Consider the following 24,385-nt stretch of genomic DNA (forward strand, 5'->3'; position numbering starts at 1 on the left):
ACCGTTCAGAAAGGCCCTGTGATGTCCGACCTGTTGCGCGCCCCCGCCGAGATCAAGTTCGCCGAGGAACTGGACTGGCTGGAGTCCATCGACGACGACCCCAAGCCCTTCTCCTGGCGGCTGTCCCCGAAGATGGTCCGGCTGTTCATCCTGGGCTCCGAGCGGTCCGACGGCCTGGACCGGGAGATCTCGCAGAAGTGGTTCGGTGACCGCAGCTTCGTCGAGCGCTCCATCGTCACGCTGGCCTCCGACCGCGGTCTGCTGCTCATCGGCGACCCCGGCACCGGCAAGAGCTGGCTGGCCGAGCTGCTGTCCGCCGCGATCTCCCGCAACTCCACGCTGGTGGTGCAGGGTACGGCCGGCACCACCGAGGACCACATCAAGTACTCCTGGAACGTGTCCATGGTCATCGCCAAGGGGCAGTCGCGGGAGTCGATGATCCCCTCGCCGATCATGACCGCGATGGAGACCGGCGCGATCGGCCGTTTCGAGGAACTCACCCGCTCCACCAGCGACGTCCAGGACGCGCTGATCTCGATCCTGTCCGAGAAGTACATCTCGGTACCGGAGCTGGACAGCGACAACATCGTCTTCGCCCAGCCCGGCTTCTCGATCATCGCCACCGCCAACAGCCGTGACCGGGGCGTCAACGACCTGTCCTCGGCGCTCAAGCGCCGCTTCAACTTCGTACGCATCCCCGTGGTGACGAACAAGAAGAGCGAGGCGGAGATCGTCCGCTTCCGCACCGAGGAACTGCTGGGCCGTCACCAGATCGAGCTGGACGTGCCGCCGACCCTGCTCGACGTGCTGCTGCAGAGCTTCGCCGACCTGCGCGCCTCCGCGGCCGCGGCCGGCAGCGACGACGAGAAGCTGGAGTCCGCGCTGTCCACCGCCGAGCAGATCGGCGTGCTCGAGGACGCGATCCTGCACAGCAACTTCTTCGGCGAACGCGCCCTGACCGCCCACACCCTGGCCTCCTCGCTCGTCGGGTCACTGGCCCGGCGCGAGCCCGAGGACCTGGCCATCCTCAACAAGTACCTGCACGGCGTGGTCGAGCCGCGCAGCAAGGAAGAGGGCGGATCCTGGCCGGAGTTCCTGGAGGGCGGCCGCGACGCGATCGCCACCCTGTCATGAGCGGCGCGCACAAGAGCACGCATAGGACCCCGCACAAGGCCACGCACGAAGGCACCTTCGAAGCGCTGCGCGCGCAGTTGCAGGGGGCCGCCGCGACGCTGGCCGACGGGCCCGACGCCCTGGAGGGCATCCTCCTCGGCATCGTCGAGGACGTCGACCGCGCGGTGCGCGAACCCCTGGAGATCTTCCCCGTCTGCCACCACTCGCCCGCCTCGGCGCTGGCCATGGCACGCCGGCTGCGGGAGAAACAGCCGAAGGTCGTGTACCTGGAGCTGTGCGAGGACATGGCGCCGTTGCTGACCGAACTGCGCAACTGCAGGCTCCCGGTGGCGGTCCAGGCCTTCGCGACCGAGATCGACGGCTTCCCGGCCGAGTGGTCCCCGCTGTCGGTGGTCGCACCGATCACCGAGGCCTCCGCCGAGTACCAGGCGATCGCCTACGCACTGGACACGCCCGGCGTCGAACTCGTCCTCGTCGACCGTTCCTCGGACCACGTCTTCCAGTGGGACGCACGCGGGACGCACGCCGGCGAGCCCGCCGACCCCGACGCCCCGCCCGTCGAGGAGGAGGCCGCGCTGCACGGCGACGCGGTCGGCGTGGAGATCGGTGACCTGCGCCCGCGTTTCGCCGAACTGGAGGAACACCTGCTGCGGCACGGCAGGGTGCGGCACTGGTCGGAGTGGTGGCACCAGTACGTCGAACTGCCGCTCGGCGACAGCGACCACGACACCTACCGCCAGGTGATGCTCCTGATCGGCAGCCTCTTCCGGCGCCTCGCACCCGGCGACCCGCACCGGGTGCGGGTGGACGAGGACCGCGAGCGCTACATGTGGACCAGGATGCGTGAGCACCTGACCGCGACCGGCACCGATCCCGACGACTGCCTCTATGTCTGCGGAGCCTTCCACGCGGCCAGCCGGGTCGAGGAGTTCGGCGTCCACGGCACCGACACCTTCGAGATCGCCCCGCGCAGCGCGACCAAGTGGCAGCACGGTCTGATCCCGTCCAGCCACGCGGCGATCGAGGCGCAGTTCGGCCTCGCCGCCGGTTCGGTGTCGATCGCCGCGACCGTCTGGGCGAAGAACGTCAGCCGCACCCGTGTGCAGCCCTACCGCCTGGCGGGACAAGCGGGCGCGAAGAAGTCTAGGGCGAAGAAGACCGTGGCCGCGGCGGCTGCGGTACCGGCGCTCCCACCCGCGGACAAGCTGACCGGCTTCCTGCGGCGACCGCCCGTCCTCGACCGGCTGGACGAGGACGAACTGCTCGGCTGGTGCGTGGAGATCGTGCGGGCAGCGCGCCGCAACGGCTACCTCGCCTCCACCGCCGATGCCATCGCCGTGTTCGAGACGTCGATCCTGCTGGCCGGGATGCGCGACCGGGCCAGGCCGACGCCGTACGACTTCCAGGACGCGGCCGTCACCTGCATCGAGAAGGACACCGTGCCGGGTCGGCGCGATGTGCGCCGGCTCGTGGAGATCATGATGGGCGGCGACCGGGTCGGCCAGGTCGGCTACGACGCGCTGCCACCGCTGGCGCGCGACGTGCACGACCGGCTCGCGCCGCTGAACCTGAAGCTCCAACAGCGCGGCGTGCAGAGGGCGTTGCTGAACATAGCCGCCCAGCCGGAACTGGATCGTTGCTCCGACGTGCTGTGGATGCTCCGCCAACTGCTGCCCCAGGGCGCCGCGCGGCCGATCATGGGCGAGCGGAAGCTGGGGGAGCGGTCGATCCAGGAGTCGTGGGACCTGGCGCTGGGCACCCACCAGCGTGCACTCATCGAGCTCGGCTACGAGGGCGTCAGCATCGAACAGGTCCTTGAACAGCGTCTGCGCCGGACGGCGTACGGTCCGCAGGCCACCACGGCGACCGTTCTGGGGACCGTCGAGGACGCGACGCTGTATCTGCGCAGCCGCCGCCTCGCGGACGAACTGGGCACCCGCGCACTGGAGGTGCTGGCGACCGAACGCAGCGTCGACGGCGCGCCGGAGGTGCTGCGCCGGGTGCGCCGGCTGCTGGCGTACTACCGCACCAGTGAGCCGACGTTGCCCCCATGGATCGAGTCCTTCGTCAAGACCGGGTACGCGCACTACTGCACCCTGCTGCCCACGGCGTTCACCGACGAGGACGCCACCGTGCGCCAGGTGGCGGCGATGCTGGGCTTCCTGTTCAGCATGGAGAGCCTGGCGCTGTCGCTGGGCTGCGACCGTACCCAACTGGAGCTGGCCGTCGGCCAGTCGCATCCGGCGGATCCCTCGAAGACGGCGCTGCTGTGGGCGGCGCAGACACAGCTCGGGAACCTCTCCCGCGCCGACCTTCGGACGAGGTGCGACGAGCTGCTCGGCAACCCTCTGGTGGTGCCCGCCTATCCGCGCTACCTCAGCGGCTTCGTACACGCCCTGGAGCCCGTCCCCGCCCTCACCGACTTCGTCGTGGAAGCGGTGTCGAACGCGTTCGGACGGCTGCCGGACCCGGTGCTCCTGCCCTGGCTGCCCACCCTGATCACCACGCTGCGTTCGAGCGGCACAGAGCTGGCCCCGCTGCTGATCCGGGAGGCCGGACGGATCTTCCCCGGCCGGCTGGCGGCGCTGGACGCGTGGGTGCCGCCGTGGCGGGCGCGGTCGGTGCCGGAGACCCAGCCCTCGGCGCGCGGCGCGGACGACGGCCCCGGTGTCGCGCTGCTCGCCGCCCACCCCGCGACGTGCGACGCGGTGGCGAGCCTGCTGGGCTGTGACGGTACGTGGCGGACGGCGGCCCCCGGCCCGTCCGGGGCGGCGCTGCTCGGTCTTCATCCCGATACGGCGCTGGCATTGGAGGTGCTGCTGGCCGGCCCCTGACATCGGGTCCGGGACGCCCGGGCCCGGTGGCTATTCGAGTCCGAAGTCCCCTTGATTCGGCTGGAGTTGGAAGAGTCGCGCGGGGACGGCGTCGGCGAGGAGCTGGTAACCGGCCGGATTGAGGTGGAGGTGGTCGCCGACGTCGATCGCGGTCAGCAGACGGGCCGGTTGCCGGGGGTCACGGGCCGCCCGGTCGAAGTCGACGACGGTGTCGAAGCGGCCGCTCGTGCGGATCCACCGGTTGACCGCCTGCCGGGAGGCCTCCCGGTACCCGGCCGCGTCGTCGTACCCGGTGTTGCCCCCGAAGGGCGTCAAGGTCGCTCCGTACACTCGGATGCCCTGTGCGTGCGCCCTCACGACGATCTGTTCGTAGGCCGCGATCAGATCCGTCGTGACCTGTTTCTGGGCGGCTTCGGTGGGCTCGGCGGTGCCGATGTCGTTGACGCCCTCGAAGACCAGCAACCACGCGACACCACTTTGCGCGAGGACGTCACGGTCGAGTCGGGCGAGGGCATTGGGCCCGAGACCGTCGTGGAGCACGCGGTTGCCGCCGGCCGCCTGGTTGAGGATCGCGACCCCGGCCGAACCCTCCTTGGCCTGCAACCGCCTGAGCAGCTGGTCCGGCCAGCGGTTGTTGAGGTTGGTCGTGGAGCCGCGACCGTCGGTCAGCGAGTCGCCCAGCATCACGGCCGCCGCGCCGGTGCGAGGCGCCCAGGTCTCGACGCCGCTGAGGAAGTACCAGTGGTCGGTGGGGGTGGCTCCGGGCAGGTCCTCGTCCCCGACGTGGTTGCCGGACAGAAGGTAGGAGGTGGTCCGGGATCCGGGGTGGGAGGTGATGCTGGTGGACGCCTGGCCCTCGGCCAGGTAGGCCGTCACGGTGAGGTTGGCCCCCGGGGTGAGCGCGAAGTCCAGGGGGTCGGAGACCATAGGGGCTCCCACCGGAACCACCACCGAGGAGCGGCCGCCGAAGGTCACCGGCTGGGAGGTGCCGGGCCGGATCGCGCTGACGCCCGCCTGCCCGTCGAGCGGCAGGGCCACGGAGACCGAGGTGATCGGCAGCGCCGCGCCGCCGAACGCGTTCGAGAAGCGCAGCCGCACATGCCGTCCGCCGACCGACACATGGACGGTCTGCCGCAGGGTCGCGTCGGCGAGCACCCGGCCGTCCTGCGTGAACGGCGCGGGCGGCATGTTGGCCGGTTCGGTGAGCTGGGGCATGGAGACCCAGGTGTTCACCCAATGCCCGTTCGACGGCTGATGCGTTTCAGTGGGGTGAGACGACCCGAGGCCGGCGTCCGTCGCCCGCACGGCGGACGAGGCGACCACGAAGGCGGCCGCGAGCAACCCCGCGACCATCAGGCTCACGATCGACGATCTTCGATTCATGGATGTGCGCCCTCCCTGTTCCCCGTGCTGCGGGGTTCCCAGTGATGCCGGTGAGGAAGCTGAACCGGTTCAGTGGCGCACGCTAAGGCATCCCGCCGAGACGCCGGGCTACGCTTCCCGGCCGTTCTGCACGGGCCGGGTACGGGGCGGCTGCGGGGTCGCTGCGGGGCGGCTATGGGGGCGGGCTACGGGGCGGTTGTGGGATCGCCCACGGGGCCGTTGACACACCTCAGCGGGCGAATCTACGGTTGCCGGAACGTTCCGGCACCCCTTGCGCCGGGCCCCCGCGCGCGTGCGGCGTGCCGAACGGAAGCGAGCGACCCCATGGGCATCCCGTCCGCCGACTGGCTGGTGCGGCCGATCGGTCCTGTCGACGAAGCCGAGGTGTCGACGGTGCTCGCGGAGCGGTTCGGGGTGACGGGAACCGTCCACGACCTGGGCAGCCAGCAGGACCGCAACTACCGCGTGCGTACGGAGACGGGGGACTACGTCCTCAAGATCGCGAACCCCGCCTCGGACCCGGCCGCACTGCGCGCCCAGTGTGCGGCCGTCGAACGCCTGGCCGACGCGGTGTCCGGGCTGAGGCTGCCGCGAGCCCACGCCGGCGTCGACGGCGAGGTGGTGCAGCGGCTCAGCGCGGGCGGCGTGGATCTCGTATGCCGTCTGCTGGACTACGTGCCCGGTGAGCCGATCATGGACAGCCGCTATCTCGCACCACCGGTCGTGGCCAGGCTCGGCGAACTCGCCGGACGTGTCGTGGCCGGGCTCGCCGACTTCGCGGGCGTGGAGCAGGAACGGCCCCAGTTGTGGGACCTGCGCAACGCGCTCACCGTCGTGGAGACGCTCGCTCCCCACCTGCCCGACCGGGAACGGGCCGCCCGGGTACTGCGCGCGTCCCGGGCCGCGCACACCCTGCTGGAGCCGTTCGTGGACCGCCTGCCGGTGCAGGTGATCCACGGTGACGTCACCGACAACAACGTGGTCTGCGAACCGGCTGCGGACGGCCGCCGGATGCCGGTCGGCGTGATCGACTTCGGTGACCTCGGGATCGGCTGGACGGTGGCCGAACTGGCGGTCACCTGCGCCTCCGTGCTCCATCATCACGGGGCTGGACCGGCGTCGGTGCTGCCCGCCGTGCATGCCTTCCACGCGGTGCGACCGCTCGCGAACGAGGAAGTGGACGCGCTGTGGCCGCTCGTCGTGCTGCGGACCTCCGTCATGGTGGTGAGCGGCCAGTACGACACCCTGTTGGACCCCGGCAACAGTTACGCCTCGGTGGCGCTGGACCGCGAGTGGGCGATGTTCGAGGCCGCGGTGTCCGTCCCGGTCGAGGTGATGGCGGCCCAGCTGCGGCACGCCCTCGGTCGCCCGTCGGCGCAGCTCCTGCCGGTGGCCGAACATACGCTGCTGCCCGGCCTGCCGGACGACGTGGCGAGCCTCGACCTGTCCGTGTCGAGCGAGGAGCTGCACACGGGACGCTGGCTGGCGCCCGACGCCGAAACCTCCCTGGCCCGGGCCGCCCTGACGGCGGGCCACAAGGCGGTACGGACCGGGCACGGCGAATTCCGGCTGACCCGCACCACCGTCGACGACTCCGTCCCCGCCGCGACCTGCGCACTCGGCGTGGAGCTCCACCTCGCCGGTCCGGCGGAGATACGGGCACCCTGGGCGGGCACGGTCACCCGGCACGGCGACACCGGCATGACCCTGCACACCGGAGGCCTGGACCTGCTGCTGGACGGCGTCGACGCAGAGGCCCAGCCGGGCCCCGTCGTCTCCGGGCAGCGGCTCGGGACGGTGGCCGCCCGCGAGGGCGTACGGGTGCTGGGCGTGCAGCTCCTGCGACCGTGCGCCACCGGGGGCCGACCGCCACGGTTCGCGCCGCCGGAACTGGCCGCCGGATGGCTGGAGGTGTGCCCCGACCCGACCCCCCTCTTCCTCGCCCCTGACGCCCCTGACGCGCCGTCCTCCGCGCCCGACGACGCGCCGTTCTCCGCCCGCGACGCCCAACAGGCCGTCACGGAAGCGGAGTTGCTGGAGCGGCGCGAGCACTCCTTCGCCACCGTCCAGGAGCACTACTTCGAGACGCCGCCCCAGATCGAACGCGGCTGGCGGCACCACCTGGTGGACACCCGGGGCCGCGGCTACCTCGACATGCTGAACAACGTGACCATCCTCGGCCACGGCCACCCAGGGCTCGGCGAAGCCGTGCACCGGCAGTGGCAGCGGCTGAACACCAACTCGCGTTTCCACTACGCCTCGGTGGTCGAGCTCTCCGAGCGACTCACCGGACTCCTTCCGGCCGAGCTGGACACCGTGTTCCTGGTCAACAGCGGTTCCGAGGCCGTGGACCTCGCGCTCCGGCTCGCCTGGGCGGCGACCGGACGACAGGACGTGGTCGCGGTGGAGGAGGCGTACCACGGCTGGACCTACGCGAGTGACGCGGTGTCGACCTCGATCGCCGACAACCCGAACGCCCTCGCCTCACGGCCGCCGTGGGTGCACACCGTCGCGGCACCCAACTCCTACCGGGGCCGCCACCGGGGACCGCAGGCGCGGCGGTACGCTCCCGAAGCCGCCGCCAGGATCCGCGAACTGGCCGTCCAGGGGCGCCCCTTGGCCGCCTTCGTGTGTGAGCCGTACTACGGCAACGCGGGCGGCATGGCCCTTCCCGACGGATATCTCCGGCAGGTGTACGAGGCCACCCGCGACGTCGGCGGGCTGTGCGTCGCCGACGAGGTCCAGGTCGGTTACGGCCGGCTCGGCTCGCACTTCTGGGGATTCGAACAGCAGGGCGTGGTGCCGGACATCGTCACCGTCGCCAAGGCGATGGGCAACGGGCATCCGCTGGGCGCGGTGATCACCCGACGCGAGATCGCCGACGCCTACCGTACGCAGGGCTACTTCTTCTCCTCCGCGGGCGGCAGCCCGGTCAGTTCGGTGGTCGGGCTCACCGTCCTGGACGCACTGCGCGACGAGGACCTTCAGGCCAACGCCCGCGAGATCGGCGCCTACCTGAAGGACCGGCTCCTCGAACTGGCGGAGCGGCACGCACTGATCGGCGCGGTGCACGGCTCGGGGTTGTATCTGGGCGTCGAGTTCGTCCGGGACCGCGAGAGCCTGGAACCGGCGACCGAGGAGACGGCCGCGATCTGCGACCGGCTGCGGGAACTCGGCGTGATCGTCCAGCCGACCTCGGACCGGCAGTGCGTGCTGAAGATCAAGCCGCCGCTGTGTCTGACCCGGCGGAGCGCCGACGCGTTCGCCGACGCCCTGGACGACGTACTGACGCACGGCTGGTGACACGGGAGATGCCGACCCCCGGATCCGCGGCCGTGCCACCGCCCCGCCCCGGCACCCCGCCCACGATCGCCGACGTGGCACGCGCGGCCGCGGTCTCCAAGACCACGGCCTCGGACGCCCTGCGCGGTCACGGCCGGGTGTCGGGACCGACCCGGGAGGCAGTGCTGGAGGCGGCCCGGCGGCTGGGCTACGCGCCCAACCGCAGCGCTCGCAGCCTGCGCACCTCCGTCACGGACACCGTCGCGCTCTACTTCCCGGAGTTCCTGACCAGCGCCGAGTACTCCATGGCGTTCGTGTTCGGAGTGGCCGAGCGTGCCGCGGGCGCGGGCCTGAACGTCACCCTGCTGTCCTCCGGTCATCTGCCGCAGCACGGTACGGCGCCGCCCCAGGTGGACGGGCTGGTGCTGTGCGACCCGGCCCCCGAGGACCCGGTGGTCCGGCATCTGATGAACACCGGGCTGCCGGTCGTGACGGCCGAACGGTACGCCGGTGACCAGCAGCCGACCGGGGTGGTCCGTTCCGACCACGAGGCGTCGATGACCGAACTGCTGGACCATCTGCGCGACTCCGGTGCCCGGCGGCCCGCGCTCATCGCCTCCGAGGCCACCTCCGACTGGTCCCTCACCCTCCAACGGACCCACGCCCGTTGGTGCGCCGACCACGGCGTACCCCTCGTCCTGCGCAAGGCGCCCGTCGGTGCCACCCCTGAGGTACTGCGAGGTATCGCGCGGGACCTGCTCGCCCAGGAACCCGGGACCGACGCCGTCGTGTGCGCTCCCGACGGCGCCGCCGCGGCCGTGCTGCCCGAACTGCGCGCCGCGGGCCGCACCGTGGGCGGGGACCTGCTGCTGGCGTCCTGCGTGGACTGCTCGGCGATGCGGACGGCGGAGCCGGCGATCACCGCGATTGACCTGCGCCCCCGCTCGATGGGAGCCGAATGCGCCCGCCTGCTCTGCGAGATCCTGTCCGGCCGGACGCCACCGGGAACCGTGCGCACCCTGCCCGTCGCACTGAACGTCAGGGCATCGACCCGCGCCTAGCGACGCCGCGCTCGGCACACTTGCCGCCTCACCTCTCCGCCCGTGGCCGTTACTTGGAGGTCGGTGCGACCGCGGCGAGGAGAAGGCGGTTGGATATCGGATTCGGGCGGCCGTTGTCGGACGACGTGGTGGAGATGGAGTAGACGCCCCGCAGGGAGAGGTCCCGGGTGGCGAACACGCCGTTGGCGTAGCCGTAGTCGTGTCCGGTCTTGCCCCAGAGCACGGTGCCGTCCGGCAGCGGGACGGACATCAGGCCGAGTCCGAAGCAGGCGGGGCCTGGCTTGCCGTCCGGAGTGAGGCAGTTGGAGGCGTCGGCGTACGGCACCACCTTGTCGTCTTCGTCCTTCGGGAGGGTGAACATCTCTTCGAGCTGGGCGGTCGGCAGCAGCCGGCCCTGGAAGAGCGCGGTGATGAACCGGTCCAGGTCGGCAGGGGTGGAGATCATGTTGGACGGATCGCCGCCCTGTTCGCTGACGTCGACCGGCTTACCCGCGCTGTTGATGAGGTAGCCGTGCAGGTAGGGCCGGGGCATCCGGGGGTCGTCCTGTGGCACCGACGTCCGGTCGAGGCGCAGTGGACGCAGGATGCGGGCGGTGACCTCGTTCTTGAAGCTGTGCCCGGTGATCCGCTCGATCAGCTTCCCGGCGATCCGGAAGCCGAGGGAGTTGTACTCCTGTTTCGTACCGGGCGCGAATCTCGGTCCCGGCCTCGGACGGTCGGCAGGCCGCAGGGTTTCCTGGATGATCTGATCGAATGCCCGATAGTCGTACCGATGGGCGATCTGTTCGTCGGTGCTCTGTGGTGGAGCCCCTTCGAGCACGTCCGGCAGGCCGCTGGTGAAGTTGAGCAACTGGCGGACGGTGATCGGCTGGAAGGTGTCGGGCAGCAGGCCCGGCAGGTAGTGCTGTATCGGTCGGTTCAGGTCGAGCCGCCCCTCTGCCGCCAACTGCAGCACCACCGTCGACTCGAAGGTCTTGGAAATGCTGCCGATGTGGAAGTGTGAGTTGTCAGGAATGCGTTTCCCGGTGACGGTGTCGCCGGACGAACCGCGCCACACCTGACCGGGCTCGGCGACGAGCGCGATCGCGCCGGCGGCGTGATCGTCCGGCCTCACCTGTAACGCAGCCTGCAGCGCGGCCGGATCCAATGGTGGCCGGGGCGAAGCCGAGGCGGTGCCCGGTGTCGTGGTGGTAGCGGCGAGGGCCGCGCCCCTACCACCGATACTCGTACCCATGCCTGTCCCGGTACCGGTGACAGCGGTCGCCAACGCCGCGCCGACCAGGCTCAGCACGGCGATCCGACGCACAAGGGGGTTCACGAGGGGTCCTTCCGGTCGACAGCGGCTCACGCGGCAACTGGATGTTGATGTCACCACTCTCGCCCGCTCAGAGCCCTTCGGACCATCAGGAGTCCCCCTGACTCGACCCTGAGAACTCCTGAGGCTCCCTCAGGAGTTCTCAGCGTCGAGTCAGGGGCGCTCAGGGGCACTCGGCGACCCCGGGAGAGGGTGAGCGGTCCGGCGACAGACCCCCGGCGCCAGCGAGTTCCTCGTACGTCCCGTGTTCGGCGATCCGGCCGTGTTCCATCACGATGATCCGGTCCGCGATCTTCGTGTTGGCCAACTGGGCGGGGTGACCACGAGGGTGATGCGCTCGGCGGCGACGGCCTTGATCTGTTCGAGGACGGCGTGATTGCCGCGGGCGTTCATCGGGGAGGTCGGCTCGTCCAGGATCAGCAGGTCCGGCCGCCGGTACGAGGCGCGAGCACACCAGGCGCTGCCACTGCCCGCCGGACAGCTGCCCAGGTCGCCACGAGGAACTCACCGCCGATCGCCGAACTGGTCAGCACGATCCGCAGCATCCGCGGACGGCCGGCTCGACCTGCCCGGTGGCGGCCGGCCACGCGCCCCACACTGGTGGACCAATGGCGCATCATCTGCCGGACGTTCAGTACGGCCGCGGCGGTGACCATACGGACCGCGGCGGCGGTCAGCCGGGTGGCGTGCGCGAACCCGTCGTGCGCCCGCGCCGCCGCTACGACCCGGCAGACCGCCTCGACGAGCGCGCTGTCGGCGGCCGTGGTCAGACGGGGAGTGATCCGCCCGTCCGCCTACGAGGCGAGCGCACTCGCCACCCGCCCGGCACCGGCCGCGATGACCAGCAGCGCGGGCAGGGCCTGCCGCAACCGCTCCGACACCGCCCCTTCGGCCAGGGCCGGACGCATGGCCCGCGCCGTGGTGGCCAGCAGCACGGCGGCCGCCGCACCGGTCAGCAACTGGCAGGCCAGCAGCGGACGGACCGCCCGGCGGTCGACGGCCCACGCCATCCGAGCGGTCTGCGCCGGCACCCGCGGCAGACTGGCGCACATCGCCCCGAAGACCACCTCGTCGAGCGGGTTCTTGGCGTGCCGGCCCCCGTGACGGAGTTCGGCGGGCGGTGGGGGCGACGGCCTTGCGGCGACCGTGGCGGGGGACGGCACGGATCGACCACCGCCAGCGTGCCGAGCCCGGTGTCGAACAGCCAAATGCGTTCCTGGAAATCGCCGTGCACGTAGCCGCGGGGCAGCGGGTCCAGCCGCGTCAGCTCGGCGGCATGGCGTCGTACGGTCTCCCGTTCCCGCTCGCCGCAGGTCTTCGGCACTCGCCAGGTGCCGTTCGGCGCTGTGGACCGCGCGGGCTACCTCGGCTGCCGCTTCGGCGTGGTCCTGGGGACTGAGATCGCGCGGCCCGCCGTGGAAGCGGCTCAGCCAGGCGCCGGCCTGCCGGTGCACGGCGCGCTGCCGCGACGGAGTGAGCGGGAGCGACGTCACTCCCCGGCCGGGTACGGCGGTCAGCAGCGGTGCCTGCCACTGGGGGTTCGTCTCCACGAGCCGAGGCACCGATCCCGGCCCCAAGGCGGGGGCGGTCTGCCGGTAGCGCTGGTGGGCCGCTTCCCACACCCGGGACCCGGGCCGGGGGTGTGAGGCATCGCGTACGACGGTGAGTGGGCCGAGGACGCTCTCGGCCCACGCGTGCACGGCGTCGGGAAGTGACTTCGTGCCGGGCAGTGACTTCGAGCCTGACAGTGACTTCGAGTCGGTCATGCCCCCCACCTCGGTGCCCCGCACGAGGTATCCGCGACGGAGACGGCCACGGCGTCAACACCGTGCCCAGTGGGCGTCGCCACGGTCCGGGAAGCGGTGGCGGCTGTTCGAAAGAGGGCTGGGCAAGGGCGGGAGAAGCCGTCACGGGTGTAGGAGGGCGAATCTTCAGACGAAGGTTCGAGTGGTCGTGCCGGGCCTGGGGGGCGTTGGGTGATGCGGTCGTGATGTGGCGTTCGACCCACCCGCCCGGGCGAGTCACCCGATCGAGGGATTGCCCCGGTCGGGAACGTCACTTGTCGCTCGTGACCCGGGCGAGCCAGTCGATCAGGATGCGGTTGACGTCCTCGGGTCGCTCCTGCTGGATCCAGTGGCCGCAGTCGTCGAGGAGGTGGGAGGAGAGCAGACCGGGCAGGGTGGTGGGGTAGGCCGCGATCGCGTCGGCCAGCCAGGTGGTGGAAGCGTCCCGACCGCCGCCGATGAACAGCGAGGGCTGGGTGATGGGCGCACCGTCGTGGTCGGCCAGGTCCTCCCAGTCCCGGTCCATGTTCCGGTAGCGGTTCAGGGCCCCCGTCATCCCGGTCCGCTCGAACTCTCCCGCGTAGAGATCGAGGTCGTGCTCGTCGAGCCAGTGGGGCAGCCGCCCGGTGGGAAAGCGGTCGCGCTGCGCGCCCCCGGGGCTCACGAAGTGCGGGTCCGGCGCGCCGGGCGCGGGCATGGTGTCGGCGGACAGCGCCGCGTACAGGCCCGCGAGCCAGCCGCGGACGTCGGGCTCGATCTCGGCCTCGGCCCGGCCGGGCTCCTGGAAGTAGGAGACGTAGAACTCCTCGTCCCCGCCCATCTGCGCGAAGATCTCACTGGGGCGCGGGCCGCCGCGCGGGGCGTAGGGCACGCTGAGCAGTCCGACCGCGCGGAACACGTCGGGGTGGACGAGGGCGGAGACGGCGGCGATGTTCGCACCCCAGTCGTGTCCGACGACGATCGCGGACTCCTCACCCAGGGCTTTCACCACGGCGACGTTGTCCTCCACCAGCTCGAGGATCCGGTACGCGGTCGACGCCTCGGGCCTGGAGGAGCGGCCGTAGCCGCGGACGTCGATGGCGACCGCCCGGTAGCCGGCCGCGGCGAGTGCCGGAAGCTGGTGGCGCCAGGAGTACCAGGACTCCGGAAAACCGTGGACGAGCAGGACCAGTGGGCCGGTCCCCTGCTCCACCAGGTGGGTCCGCCCGGCGGGCGAGGGGACAAGACGGTGGATGCGGTCTGTTGTGGACGGCTGCGGCACGGATCCTCCCAGGGGGCTCGACGCGTGGCCGGTGCGGCGAAGGGGCCGGAGCGGCCCGTTCGGCATGCGGCTTCCGGTACTACCGACGATCATGCGGTGGTCGGTGTGGCGCGAGCCAAGCCTGTTGCCGATTCGGCAAAACCGGCCCCGTGGTCACGGGGCGCGTCGATGATCGCCCGAACGCGCCCTAGGAGCCGTGCGCGGCGGCGCGGCGCTGCCGTTTGCCGAGTGGGGCCTGGGACAGGTCCTCGGCCTTCGACCTGAGGTTCTTGTATCCGTAGCCGCGCTCGGTCAGCCACGCCTCAGCGGCGGTCTCGGCGCGCTCGGTCGCCTCCAGGATGTCCTCCTCCGCCTCTCCCGAGTCCAGGAACCGGAATGTGAAGGCGGGCCGGGCTGCGAGGTCGTAGCTGAGGTGCCCCTCGGGGGTGAAGGCGGCGTGCAGCACGTCGTGCTCGGACGCGCGGGCAAGGAGCTCGGCGCGTTGCTCCGCGCCGAGCCCGTCGAAGACGCCGCGGACGGTGACGCGGAAGGTACGTGTGCTCATCCGGCGACCCTAACCAGCGGGTTCGGTGGGACACCACCGCGTTTTTTCGCGAGACGGCCATCGGCTGAACATCGCGCTGTGCGGAATGGGCTCGCCGAAAGCGTGCCTCTCGCCAGGCGCCGGTCTGGTCACCCGCCACCGCCGCTTCGGCGCGGAGGTCACGCGGCGTCGTGGAAGACCAGGCCCAGTGTGTGACGCCGCCCGGAACGGACGGTGCTCACACCGTGCCGCATCGGTCCGGTCGACCAGCCGCGCCGGGAGGCGACGGGCCGGTCGCGGGTGGTGAAGATCAGCCCGTGCCCCTGCGGGAGGGTCGTGGACGACCCCCGCGACTGCGCCCGGGGCCGCTGCTCGGTCATGATGAACTCGCCGCCGGTGAAGTCGACTCCGGGTGCGTCGAGGCCGATGACGACCTGGAGCGGAAACACCATCACGCCGAACACATCGCGGTGCAGCGCGTTCCAGTCGCCGGGTCCGTAACGCAGCAGGATCTGAGCGGACTTGGACTGCCCGGCCGTGTGGCACATCGCCAGCCACTCCTCCAGGTCCTCGGGCCAGGGGGCGGGCTGCCGGAGCTTGTCGGCCCAGTCCCGGGCGACGGGCAGCAGCCGCGGATAGAACGACTCGCGCAACTCCCTTATCAGGGTAGGCAGTTCATGGGTGAAGTAGCGGTACTGGCCGGAACCGAAGCGATGGCGGGCCATGTCGACGGTGGTGCGGAAGCGGTCGGTCTCGTCGTAGAGCGCCCTGATCCCGTGGCATTCGTCGGGGGGCAGTAGTCGAGCGGTCAGTGCGTGTCCGTGCTCGTTCAGCTCGTCGGTCAGTGCGGTCCAGTCGTCGGCCGCGACGCGGTCGGCGACCGGACCCGCCAGGTGGGTGGTGTCGAGCGTGTTCATGATGGTGGAGATCCTCAGGTGGCCGGGCGTGCGTGCTCCAGGTCGAGGAGTTGCTGCTTGCGCTCCAGACCGGCGGCGTACCCCGTGAGGGAGCCACTGGCGCCGATCACGCGATGGCAGGGGCGCACGAGCAGCAGCGGGTTCGCGCCGATCGCCGTGCCCACGGCGCGCACGGCGGCCCTCGACGCGCCGATCCGCGCGGCGATCTCTCCGTAGCTGACGGTCGTGCCGTACGGGACGGTCTCCACCGCCTTCCACACCCGCTGCTGGAAGTCGCTGCCCGCGCCGCTCACGTATTCGATGTCGAAGTCGGTCAGTACCCCGTCGAAGTACGAGCGCAGCTGCGAGACGATCTCGGCGAACGCCTTCTCGTCCCTTGGCCAGCCGTCCTGGACGACGGCACCGGACTTCTGGCCGGGCATGGACAGCGAGACCAGCGCCGTGCCGCCCTTCGCGGTGACCGACTCCTCGCCCACCAGCAGCAGCTCGCCCAGAGGGCTGTCGATCGTTGTGTACACCGGCATCGGTCGTGTCCTTTCGAAGTGTGTCTCCGCTGTCCACTCTGCGCCATGGCCGCCGCCTTGGCTGGCGGGAATCGGACGCGGCGCACGGGGCCGAAGGCGCACGGGAACGAGGGCACACGGGAACGAAGGCGCACGGGAACGAAGGCGCACGGAATGAAGAGGACCCGTGGACCGTTCACGCACGGTCCACGGGTCCTGTCGCTCAGCTCGTCCCCGAGGCGGGATCAGCGCCGTACGAGCCGTACGGACAGCCCGTCCACCGAGTACACGGGCACGGCCCGGTATCCGTCTCCCTCGACCGTGATGCGGGCGAACTGGCCTCGCAGCGACGACGTCCGGAGCACCGGGACGGTGGTGCCGGGGACCGGCGGGCGGTCGGCGTCCAGCCGGAGCGTGAGCGCGCTGTCCCGGCTCAGTACGACCCGTCGCTCCACCGTCAGCGCTGGCGCGCGGCCCGCACGGAGCGTCGCCTCCAGGCTCGCGCCGGACGCCTGCGTGTAGCTGCCGCGCACGCGTACGGACGACGTCGCACTGACCCGCAGGGTCCCGCCGTCCACCCGTACGTCGCCGCATCCCAGCGCACCCGACGAACCGGCCGTCAGCACGCCCTCCTCCAGCACGGTGCCGCCCGTGTGTGCGTTGTGGCCGGTCAGGGTCAGCGCACCGGTGCCGCGCTTGACCAGCCGGCCGCACCCGGAGATGTCGTTGCGCCAGGTGTCGGCCGCGCTGAAGCCCCCGTCGGTGGCGTTCATGGTGACGTTCACGTCGGACTCGAAGGCCCCGTACCCGTCCGCGGCGGCGAACAGGTTGAGCCGGCCCCACTGCTCGAAGCCGTCGAGCAGCACGTACCCGGAAGGCAGGGCGGTCGTGCGGAGCACCTCGCGGCGCTGCGCGGCGTCGAGGTAGGGCAGCCGCGTCTCCAGCAGGACCTCGGCGCCCTTGGGCACCGTCATGCCCTCGGAGCGGCCGTGCCGGGTGAGGACGTACGTCAGCCGGGGCGTGAGCGCGCGGGCGTTGGCGGCCCGGTCGGCGTACGGGTCGGTGGCGACGTCCGCTGAGTGCGCGTAGGCGTACAGGGTGTCCGCTGTCGAACCGGTCTGCTGCTGGAAGTACGCGGCGGCCTGGGCGCGCGCCGCGGCCTTGAGGGCGGCGTTGGCCGGGTCGGCCAGCGTGGCGGCGGCCAGGGCCGTGGCCATGATCCGGCCGCCGATGACGTCGACGGTGGAGTGCATGCCCGCCATGATCCGGGTGTGGCTGAGCTCGTAGGCGCGCGACACCAGCTCCTGGAAGCGCTCGGGCACCGCGTACGCGTACGCCAGCCCCGCCAGGTGGAAGGCGTTGGTGTGGCCGCTGGGGAAGCCGCCGTCGTCGACCGCGGTCGTGCCGCGCTGCCACAGCAGCTGCGGAGCGACGATCACGTCGGAGTCGTAGACCGGGAAGCCGAGCGCGTCGACCTTCCCCGTGTCGACGACCTCGCTGTTCTCGTTCATACGCCACGGACGCGGGTACTGGAAGGCGTACTTGCCGGGGTTGCCGGAGGCATACGGGCCGCGCACCGTGTCCACCAGCTCGGCGACCTTGCCGAGTGCCGAGTCGTGCGAACCGGCGCCCTGCGCGGAGCCCGCCGGAGCGTCGGCCGGCACGGCGTCGTTGATCTTGCCGGAAGGAGTGCCGTCAGGGGCGCTGGTGATGGAGGTGACCGCCTTGGCGCCCGTCTTGTACAGGTCGGCCAGCGGACCCAGGCCGGCGATCATCGCGTAACTCTGGTGCTGCCGGTCATAGATGAACGCCTCCTTCGCCTGTGCGTCGGTGCGGGCGTGCGTGATGCGGGCGCAGTAACGCATGTTGGCGCGCAGCACCTCGGGCATGAGCGGCGTGCCCGTGTTCCAGGCACCCCCGGTCTTCCACACCTTGCTCATGCCGCCGAGGATCCTGACCACCGCGTTGGTCTCGGGCGTCAGGTTGGCGAGGACGTTGGTGGTGTAGTCGTCCACGAAGGCGGCGGGGCTCGTCGCGGCCTTCGCGTCCGCGGCGGCGAGCCAGGTGACGACGGTCGGAGCGGCCAGCAGCCCCGCCGAGGCGCCGAGCGAGTTGCGCAGGAACACCCGACGGTTCAGGGCGCGTTCACGGACGGGGACCGAGGGGACGGACTGCTGCCCGGCTGGTGACGGCATGGATGTGCCTCTCCTGAGTGGAATGGGGTCCTCCGACAGCCGGGTGAAGTCGTGAAGCGACTGTGCCCCTGTGGCGAGGACGAGTCATACGAGCGAAGATCTACGGCCGATTCATGTCACGCTCGCGAAGCGCGGGGGGCGGCGAAGTGTCGTACGGACGAATGCGCCGACCCTGTGAGCCCGCTGTACGGGCGAACGCGCCCCCGGCGCAAGCTACTTGTCCGGCGCCGGCACCGCGGCGACGCGCGCTGCCCCGCTGGGCGCCGGTCGCCCGCGAGCATCGCGCCGGCCCGTCCCCTCATATGAGGGCATGCGCCAACGCCACGGCCCCCTCGACCGGCGCCGCCCGCAGCGGCCTGGGCCGTGCCCCGGGTACGGACTCGGTGAGTGACATCGTGAAGGAGGTGTACAGGGCGGGTTGGGAGAGCACGGTGCTGCCGGCGACCACCACGTCGTCGACGGCGACCCCGCGCTCGGCGAGCCGCACGACGAGCGCGGCGAGGGAACGGCCCCCGTCCGCGATCACCGACCGTGCGATCCGGGAACCCCGCTCGGCGGCCGCGAACACGACGGGCGCGTGCCGACCCCACTCGGCCGACACGTCCGTGGCGCTCTCCAGCGCGGCGCCCAGGGCGGGCACCTCACTCACCCCGAACGCGGCGATGAGCCCCTGGGCGAGTTCGTCCGGGGCTTCACCACGGTCGTGCGCCGCCCACACGGCGCGCGCCGCTTCCCGTACGAGACCGGCGGAGCCGCCCTCGTCACCGAGCGCCGCACCCCAGCCGCCGACCTGAACGGGGCTGCCGTCGGCCAGTCGCCCCACCGCCACCGAACCGGTACCGGCCACGAGACCGACACCCTTGTCCAGCCCCGCGGCGGGAACGAGGAGTTCGGCGTCGCCCACCACCAGGATGGGCATGTCGAGGACCTCTCGCAGCGCGGCGGCGATGCCGGCGCACTGGCGGGGGGTCTCACAGGCGTGCCCGCCGACGGCCAGAGCGGCTGGGCGGGTGTCGACGGGCAGGGCCTCGTGGACCAGTGCCGTCAGCCAGCGGGCGGCGGCGGCCGGTTCGTGCGGCCGCCAGCCGCTGCTCGGCCGGACGTGATCGGCGACCGGGTCCGCGCCGACGAGGGCGCGGAGATGGGTCTTGGTGCCACCCACGTCGATACCGACCACGAGCGGGGAAGAAGGAGTGTCCTGCACGGATCCTCTTTCGTCGTCTGGGCGAAGAGCGCCGAAGGACAAGGCACTGTGCTGAGACGGCGGGCGAACCGTGTCTGGCCGAACAGGAGTTGAGCGAGTCGGGAAGCCCCGGGACGGGCTTCTTACGGAGCACGGCAGGCGAGTACCGGACTTCGTTAGGAAGTTAACTAACCAAGTACAGTGCGTCAAGAGTTGTCGCGCAGTCGATCAACGGGACGCCGCCGGAGGGCGGGACCGCGCGGCACGAGGGCATCGCATCGCCGCATTCCGTCACCCGGGGAGCGCGGCCCCTGACCCATGGGGGAACTGTGGAACACGTCGTGACTGAAGCCCCCCGCCTCACCGAGAGCGCCAGCGCGGTGTTCGCCGTCCTGGCCCAGGCCGGCAGCGCCACCCGGCCGCAGCTGGCGAGCCTCGCGGGGCTGTCCAAGCCGACGGTCTCCGCCGCCGTCGCGGAACTGGAGAGCGCCCGGCTGGCCACCCACTCCGGCACCGCGTCCAGCGGCACCGGCCGCTCCGCGGCCGTATACGGCCTGGGGCCCGCCTCCGGCTCGGTCCTCGCCGTCGACTTGGGCCCGGCCCGCACCCGGGTGCGCGGCTGTGCCCTGGACGGCACCCTGCTCGCCGAGGCGGCCACCCCGCGGGCCCGGGCCGCCGACGCCGTCCGCGAGGCGCTGGCCGCGCTGCCCGCCGGCGCCCCGCTGCGGGCCATCGTGGTCGCCGTCGGTGACGTCACCGAGCCCGACCGTGCGGGCACCGGCATGCGCCCGGCGACCGCCAAGGCCGGGCCCGTCTTCGACGCCGTGTCCGTCGCGCTGCCGCCGGGCGTGCCCGTCCACCTGGAGAACAACGTCAACTGCGCGGCCCTCGCCGAACTGCAGGAGGGCGCCGCGCGGGGCCGTCGTACCTTCGGCTATCTGCGGATCGGCGTCGGTATCGGTCTCGGCATCGTCATCGGCGGCCAGGTGCTGCGCGGCGCCAACGGCGCGGCCGGTGAGCTGGCCCGGCTGCCGTATCCCTGGGACGACGACCGGGAGCCGCGTCAGGAGGCTCTGGAGGCCTATGTCGGCTCGCACGCCCTGCTGCGCCGGGCCGCCCGGGCCTGGCGGCCCGGTGACGGCCCGCGCCCCCGTACCGCCGAGCGGCTTTTCGCGCTGGCCGCCGCGGGCCGGGAACCCGCCCGTGGGCTCGTCGCCCGGCACGCCGCCGACGTGGGTCGGCTGGCCGCAGCCGTGACCGCCGTACTGGACCCTGGGCTGATCGTGCTGGGCGGCAGCACGGGCGCCGATCCGCAGCTCCTGCCGGGGGTGCGGGCCGAACTGGGCCGGCTCAGCTGGCCCACCGAGGTGGTCAGCAGCCAGATCGGGGACCTCGGTACCGTCGTGGGTGCCGCCCGGCTCGCCGTGGCCAAGGGAGTCCAAAACGTGACCGAAGGCGCGCAGGCGAAGGATTGACGGCTTCCTTATCGGTCTGCCAATGTCCGGACAAGCGCTTTCTAAGTCGGCCGGGACGTCGGCTTGGGGTGAGCGTCCCGGCCGTACCCAGACGTACGGCAGCCCGGCGAGGGCGTGCTCGCGGGCGGCGGCCGTCGAGGCCGGGGACCCCACCCGTCAAGGCGACGCGGCCGGGCGAGGCCGTGCCCCCGGAAAGCGAAATCTCCCTCAAAATGCACCCGTGCCGCCTCGGCTGGCGCCGTGCTTCTTCCGCTACGACGAAAAGGGATTGAAGATGACCAGTGTGGGTGTGCGGCACTCTCGCCGACTCGGCCGCGGCGGCATGCGCCGCCTGGTTCCTCTCGCTGCCGTGGCCACGGCAGGAGCCCTGCTGCTCTCGGCCTGCGGGTCGGGGTCCGGCTCGGGCGGGACCTCCAAGTCGCTGACGTTCTGGATCTCCACGGTCCCGGGGCAGGACGCGGGCTGGAAGAAGCTGGTGGCGCAGTACAAGAAGGAAGCCGGCGTCAACGTCAAGCTCGTCAACATCCCCTACGACGGCTACCCGACGAAGCTGCACAACGCCGCGCAGGCGAACTCCCTGCCCGACGTGGCGGACGTGCCAGCGCTGGACCCGATCTGGTCGAGCAAGCTGATCGACCTCAGCTCCATCGCCGGCAACAAGACCAACAAGATCAACGCCAACTTCCTCGCCAAGGACTCGTCCGGGAAGGTGCTGGCCATCCCCTCGGACGTCACCGCGTCCGGCCTGTTCATCAACGAGTCGCTGTTCAAGAAGGCCGGCGTCGCCGTCCCGACCTCGCCCCAGAAGACCTGGACCTGGACCGACTTCATCAAGGCGGCGAACACGGTCCGGGAGAAGACCGGCGCCAAGTACTCCCTGACGTTCGACCAGTCGCCGTCCCGGCTCCGCGCCATGGTGTACGAGCTCGGCGGGCAGTACGTCCACGCGGACTCCTCCGGCAAGTTCTCGGTGGACGCGGCGACCAAGAAGGCCGTGAAGTACTTCGTCGGGCTGAACGACGACAAGACCATGCCGAAGTCGGTGTGGACCAGCGGTGCTGACCCGTCGGCCATGTTCCAGAGCGGTGACGTGGTCGCCTACTGGTCCGGCGTGTGGCAGGTTCCCGCCTTCGCGTCGAGCATCAAGAAGTTCGACTGGGCGAGCGTCCCGACTCCCGCCGACCCGGTGCAGGCCAGCGACGTCAACAGCGGCGGCATGATGGTGGGCTTCAACAACAACGGCGCCGCGGCCACCGCCGCGCAGAAGTTCCTGTCCTGGGTCTACGAGCCGGCCCACTACCAGGAGCTGTGTGAGGCGTCCGGGTTCCTGCCCGTCGAGAGCGGTCTGACCCCGAAGTACCCCTTCACCTCCGACGCGGCGCAGGCGGCGTTCAAGCTGTACAACGAGGAGATCCCGCTCTATGCCCCGATCTCGGGTTACTTCAACGGCGCGCAGACGAACTGGGTGCTGAAGGGCAAGAGCCTCACCACCGACCCGACCAAGACGGAGCTGGGCAAGGCGATCAACGGCCAGCAGTCGGTCGACAAGGCCCTGGAGAACATCGTGGCCGGCTACAACCAGCAGGTCGGCGGCGGATCGTAGGCCAGAGGGCCCGGGCGGCGGGATCGAGACACCGCCGCCCGGCCCTGGGCACCCACGTGATGCCGGGCTCATGGCGTGAGTCCACAGCAATCCATTCCACCAGCACGGAAGTCAGGAAGATGACAAAAAGTGCCGCGGACGTGTCCGTGAGGCCGCCCAGGAGACGCAGCACCTACACCCTCGCGCCGCTCGTCCTCATCGCGGCCAATGTCGTGCTCTTCGCGCTGTTCTTCGCGTGGCCGGCGGTGATCGGGCTCGTCTACTCCTTCACGAACTACACCGGTGTGGGGGCGTTCCAGTTCATCGGACTGGACAACTACCACAACCTGTTCGGGGACTCCGCCTTCTACGACGCGCTGACCCGGACGCTGCTGTACACCGTCCTCTTCGTTCCCCTGAACTTCGCGCTCTCACTGCTCGCCGCCAACCTGCTGGTGAGCAAGCACGCCAAGGGCGCGTCCGTCGCCCGTGTCATCTTCTTCATCCCGTGGCTGCTGTCGCCCATCGTCGTGGGTGTCCTGTGGCGGTGGCTGTTCGGCGAGAACTTCGGACTGGTCAACTACGTCATCGAGAAGTTCGGCGGGCACGCCGTTCCGTGGCAGTCGAACGCGGACCTGTCGCTGCTGGTGGTGGTGTTCGCGGCATCCTGGGCCTGGACGGGCTTCTCGATGCTGCTGTTCATCGCGGCGATCAAGAACGTACCGGTGTCGTACTACGAGGCGGCCTCGCTCGACGGCGCCGGCCCCTGGCGCCAGTTCATCAGCATCACGCTGCCGAGCATCGCGCCCACCTCGTTCATCGTGATCCTGCTCAACACGATCAACGCGATGAAGGAATACCCGGTGTTCGTCTCCCTCAACAACGGCGGACCCGGAACGTCGAACAACCTGCTTGTTCAGTACATCTATCAGACCGGCTTCCAACGGGGCCAGATCGGCTACGCGAGCGCCGCGTCGTTCGTGCTCATGCTCATCCTGATGGCCGTCGCGATCATCCAGCTGATCGTCAACCGGCGGGTGGAGAACCGATGACAACCACAGACACGCCACGCCCGGTCGACGCCGGTCCCGGACGGGCCGTTTCCAAAAAGCGGCCCCGCGGTGCGAGCAGCGGTGGGCTCCGGCGGGCGGTACCCGCGACGACACTGCTGTGGGTCCTGGCGTGCCTCTACGGGCTGCCGGTGCTGTGGTTCATCCTCAGCTCCCTCAAGCCGGCCGGGGATCTGTTCTCCTATCCGCTGACGCTGGTTCCGCACAACCCCACCCTGTCGGGCTACTTCGACGCGTGGCGCAGTGCCAACTTCTCCCAGTACTTCATCAACACGGCCATCGTGTGCGTGATCACGACGATCCTCACGGTGGGCGTCAGCTGCTGCACCGGGTACGCGCTGGCCAAGTACGACAACAAATGGCTCAAGGCTTTCTTCATCTGCATCCTGGCCACCACGATGCTGCCGTCCGAGGTCATGCTCGCCCCCGAGTTCCTGGTGGTCCGCAACCTCGGCCTCTACAACTCCTTCGCCGGCATCATCCTCCCGGCCGTGCTCACCGCGACCGGATGCTTCATGTTCCGCCAGTTCTTCCTGACGGTTCCCGACGAACTCGTGGAAGCCGCACGCATCGACGGCGCCCGCGAACTGTCGATCTTCCTGCGGATCATGGTGCCGCTCTCCCGGCCCATCATGCTGACCCTCGCCATCCTGTCCTTCCAGTGGCGGTGGAACGACTACATCTGGCCGCTGCTGATGCTGAACGACCCCAACAAGTTCACCGTGCAGATCGGCATCCAGAGCATCGTCGGCGCGCAGAACATCAACTGGTCGGTACTGCTCGGCGCATCGGTCATCTCCATGATCCCGCTGATCATCATCTTCCTGGTCTTCCAGCGCTACGTCATGAGCGCCGACATCAATGCCGGACTGAAGGACTGACC

17 protein-coding genes and 1 pseudogene are annotated in these 24,385 nt (G+C 70.7%); 8 read left to right on the plus strand and 10 right to left on the minus strand.

The annotated features are described in order from the left end of the window. The first annotated feature begins 21 nt into the window (after window positions 1-21). Both KVT44_RS41885 and KVT44_RS41890 read left to right on the plus strand, forming a co-directional pair. Window positions 22-1,134: an AAA family ATPase gene (locus KVT44_RS41885; protein ID WP_217573128.1), complete on the plus strand. Its 1,113-nt coding sequence runs from the start codon at window positions 22-24 to the stop codon at window positions 1,132-1,134. Then, window positions 1,131-3,968 (plus strand): DUF5682 family protein, encoded by a 2,838-nt coding sequence (locus KVT44_RS41890; protein WP_217573130.1) that lies wholly within the window; start codon window positions 1,131-1,133, stop codon window positions 3,966-3,968. Before KVT44_RS41885 ends, KVT44_RS41890 begins: the two co-directional genes overlap by 4 nt. 30 nt (window positions 3,969-3,998) lie before the next feature. On the opposite strand, the gene KVT44_RS41895 is transcribed toward KVT44_RS41890, so the two are convergent. Then, the gene (locus tag KVT44_RS41895) at window positions 3,999-5,351 is read right to left on the minus strand and encodes an SGNH/GDSL hydrolase family protein (protein ID WP_217573132.1); all 1,353 of its coding nucleotides are present in this window, start codon (window positions 5,349-5,351) and stop codon (window positions 3,999-4,001) included. A gap of 324 nt (window positions 5,352-5,675) precedes the next feature. Here KVT44_RS41895 and KVT44_RS41900 point away from each other — a divergent pair, with 324 nt between their 5' ends. Beyond that, a complete protein-coding gene (locus KVT44_RS41900) occupies window positions 5,676-8,654 on the plus strand; it encodes an aminotransferase (protein ID WP_217573134.1) in 2,979 nt (992 codons plus the stop codon). 8 nt (window positions 8,655-8,662) lie between these two features. Beyond that, window positions 8,663-9,694, plus strand: a complete 1,032-nt coding sequence (locus KVT44_RS41905) for a LacI family DNA-binding transcriptional regulator (RefSeq protein WP_217573136.1) — start codon at window positions 8,663-8,665, stop codon at window positions 9,692-9,694. A 49-nt stretch (window positions 9,695-9,743) separates the two neighbouring features. Here KVT44_RS41905 and KVT44_RS41910 read toward each other — a convergent pair whose 3' ends face one another. The 9 genes and pseudogenes from KVT44_RS41910 to KVT44_RS41950 all read right to left on the minus strand — a co-directional run bounded on the left by KVT44_RS41910 (window position 9,744) and on the right by KVT44_RS41950 (window position 19,396). Next, window positions 9,744-11,012 carry a serine hydrolase domain-containing protein gene (locus KVT44_RS41910; protein ID WP_308314252.1) on the minus strand — a complete coding sequence of 423 codons (1,269 nt, stop codon included), beginning with the start codon at window positions 11,010-11,012 and terminating at the stop codon, window positions 9,744-9,746. A gap of 160 nt (window positions 11,013-11,172) precedes the next feature. After that, window positions 11,173-11,493, minus strand: a pseudogene (locus tag KVT44_RS41915) (ATP-binding cassette domain-containing protein); the annotation flags it as partial. Window positions 11,494-11,803: 310 nt separating this feature from the next. Next, window positions 11,804-12,172 (minus strand): hypothetical protein, encoded by a 369-nt coding sequence (locus tag KVT44_RS60750; RefSeq protein WP_217573138.1) that lies wholly within the window; start codon window positions 12,170-12,172, stop codon window positions 11,804-11,806. An 892-nt stretch (window positions 12,173-13,064) separates the two neighbouring features. Next, the gene (locus KVT44_RS41925; RefSeq protein ID WP_308314253.1) at window positions 13,065-14,054 is read right to left on the minus strand and encodes an alpha/beta hydrolase; all 990 of its coding nucleotides are present in this window, start codon (window positions 14,052-14,054) and stop codon (window positions 13,065-13,067) included. A gap of 187 nt (window positions 14,055-14,241) precedes the next feature. Further along, window positions 14,242-14,598 (minus strand): DUF6204 family protein, encoded by a 357-nt coding sequence (locus KVT44_RS41930; RefSeq protein WP_217573140.1) that lies wholly within the window; start codon window positions 14,596-14,598, stop codon window positions 14,242-14,244. Window positions 14,599-14,756: 158 nt separating this feature from the next. Beyond that, window positions 14,757-15,494: a 2OG-Fe(II) oxygenase gene (locus tag KVT44_RS41935; RefSeq protein ID WP_217573142.1), complete on the minus strand. Its 738-nt coding sequence runs from the start codon at window positions 15,492-15,494 to the stop codon at window positions 14,757-14,759. A 14-nt stretch (window positions 15,495-15,508) separates the two neighbouring features. After that, window positions 15,509-16,018, minus strand: a complete 510-nt coding sequence (locus KVT44_RS41940) for a methylated-DNA--[protein]-cysteine S-methyltransferase (protein ID WP_217573144.1) — start codon at window positions 16,016-16,018, stop codon at window positions 15,509-15,511. A 224-nt stretch (window positions 16,019-16,242) separates the two neighbouring features. Further along, on the minus strand, window positions 16,243-18,192 hold the full coding sequence (locus tag KVT44_RS41945; protein WP_217573146.1) for a phosphatase PAP2 family protein: 1,950 nt from the start codon (window positions 18,190-18,192) through the stop codon (window positions 16,243-16,245). 298 nt (window positions 18,193-18,490) lie between these two features. Then, a complete protein-coding gene (locus KVT44_RS41950; RefSeq protein WP_217573148.1) occupies window positions 18,491-19,396 on the minus strand; it encodes a BadF/BadG/BcrA/BcrD ATPase family protein in 906 nt (301 codons plus the stop codon). Between the two features lie 320 nt (window positions 19,397-19,716). Between KVT44_RS41950 and KVT44_RS41955 the strand changes: the two genes are divergently transcribed. The 4 genes from KVT44_RS41955 (at window position 19,717) to KVT44_RS41970 (ending at window position 24,383) form a co-directional block, all read left to right on the plus strand. Beyond that, window positions 19,717-20,850 (plus strand): ROK family transcriptional regulator, encoded by a 1,134-nt coding sequence (locus KVT44_RS41955; RefSeq protein WP_229889038.1) that lies wholly within the window; start codon window positions 19,717-19,719, stop codon window positions 20,848-20,850. Window positions 20,851-21,124: 274 nt separating this feature from the next. After that, entirely contained in the window at window positions 21,125-22,453 is a 1,329-nt protein-coding gene (locus KVT44_RS41960) for an ABC transporter substrate-binding protein (protein ID WP_217573150.1), read from the plus strand. A gap of 119 nt (window positions 22,454-22,572) precedes the next feature. Beyond that, the gene (locus KVT44_RS41965; RefSeq protein WP_099918889.1) at window positions 22,573-23,484 is read left to right on the plus strand and encodes a carbohydrate ABC transporter permease; all 912 of its coding nucleotides are present in this window, start codon (window positions 22,573-22,575) and stop codon (window positions 23,482-23,484) included. Continuing rightward, window positions 23,481-24,383 (plus strand): carbohydrate ABC transporter permease, encoded by a 903-nt coding sequence (locus KVT44_RS41970; RefSeq protein ID WP_099918888.1) that lies wholly within the window; start codon window positions 23,481-23,483, stop codon window positions 24,381-24,383. Before KVT44_RS41965 ends, KVT44_RS41970 begins: the two co-directional genes overlap by 4 nt. Window positions 24,384-24,385: the final 2 nt, after the last annotated feature.

It is taken from the genome of Streptomyces sp. GbtcB7 (assembly GCF_019091445.1).
GTDB classification, from domain to species: Bacteria; Actinomycetota; Actinomycetes; order Streptomycetales; family Streptomycetaceae; genus Streptomyces; species Streptomyces mirabilis.

What these genes read in the sequence shown, in the direction of transcription:
- KVT44_RS41935 (WP_217573142.1), bottom strand. Translation starts at nt 15,494, where the DNA reads ATGAACACGCTCGACACCACCCACCTGGCGGGTCCGGTCGCCGACCGC.
- KVT44_RS41895 (WP_217573132.1), bottom strand. Translation starts at nt 5,351, where the DNA reads ATGAATCGAAGATCGTCGATCGTGAGCCTGATGGTCGCGGGGTTGCTC.
- KVT44_RS41970 (WP_099918888.1), top strand. Translation starts at nt 23,481, where the DNA reads ATGACAACCACAGACACGCCACGCCCGGTCGACGCCGGTCCCGGACGG.
- KVT44_RS41890 (WP_217573130.1), top strand. Translation starts at nt 1,131, where the DNA reads ATGAGCGGCGCGCACAAGAGCACGCATAGGACCCCGCACAAGGCCACG.
- KVT44_RS41940 (WP_217573144.1), bottom strand. Translation starts at nt 16,018, where the DNA reads ATGCCGGTGTACACAACGATCGACAGCCCTCTGGGCGAGCTGCTGCTG.
- KVT44_RS41885 (WP_217573128.1), top strand. Translation starts at nt 22, where the DNA reads ATGTCCGACCTGTTGCGCGCCCCCGCCGAGATCAAGTTCGCCGAGGAA.
- KVT44_RS41930 (WP_217573140.1), bottom strand. Translation starts at nt 14,598, where the DNA reads ATGAGCACACGTACCTTCCGCGTCACCGTCCGCGGCGTCTTCGACGGG.
- KVT44_RS41900 (WP_217573134.1), top strand. Translation starts at nt 5,676, where the DNA reads ATGGGCATCCCGTCCGCCGACTGGCTGGTGCGGCCGATCGGTCCTGTC.
- KVT44_RS41960 (WP_217573150.1), top strand. Translation starts at nt 21,125, where the DNA reads ATGACCAGTGTGGGTGTGCGGCACTCTCGCCGACTCGGCCGCGGCGGC.
- KVT44_RS41905 (WP_217573136.1), top strand. Translation starts at nt 8,663, where the DNA reads ATGCCGACCCCCGGATCCGCGGCCGTGCCACCGCCCCGCCCCGGCACC.
- KVT44_RS41965 (WP_099918889.1), top strand. Translation starts at nt 22,573, where the DNA reads ATGACAAAAAGTGCCGCGGACGTGTCCGTGAGGCCGCCCAGGAGACGC.
- KVT44_RS41945 (WP_217573146.1), bottom strand. Translation starts at nt 18,192, where the DNA reads ATGCCGTCACCAGCCGGGCAGCAGTCCGTCCCCTCGGTCCCCGTCCGT.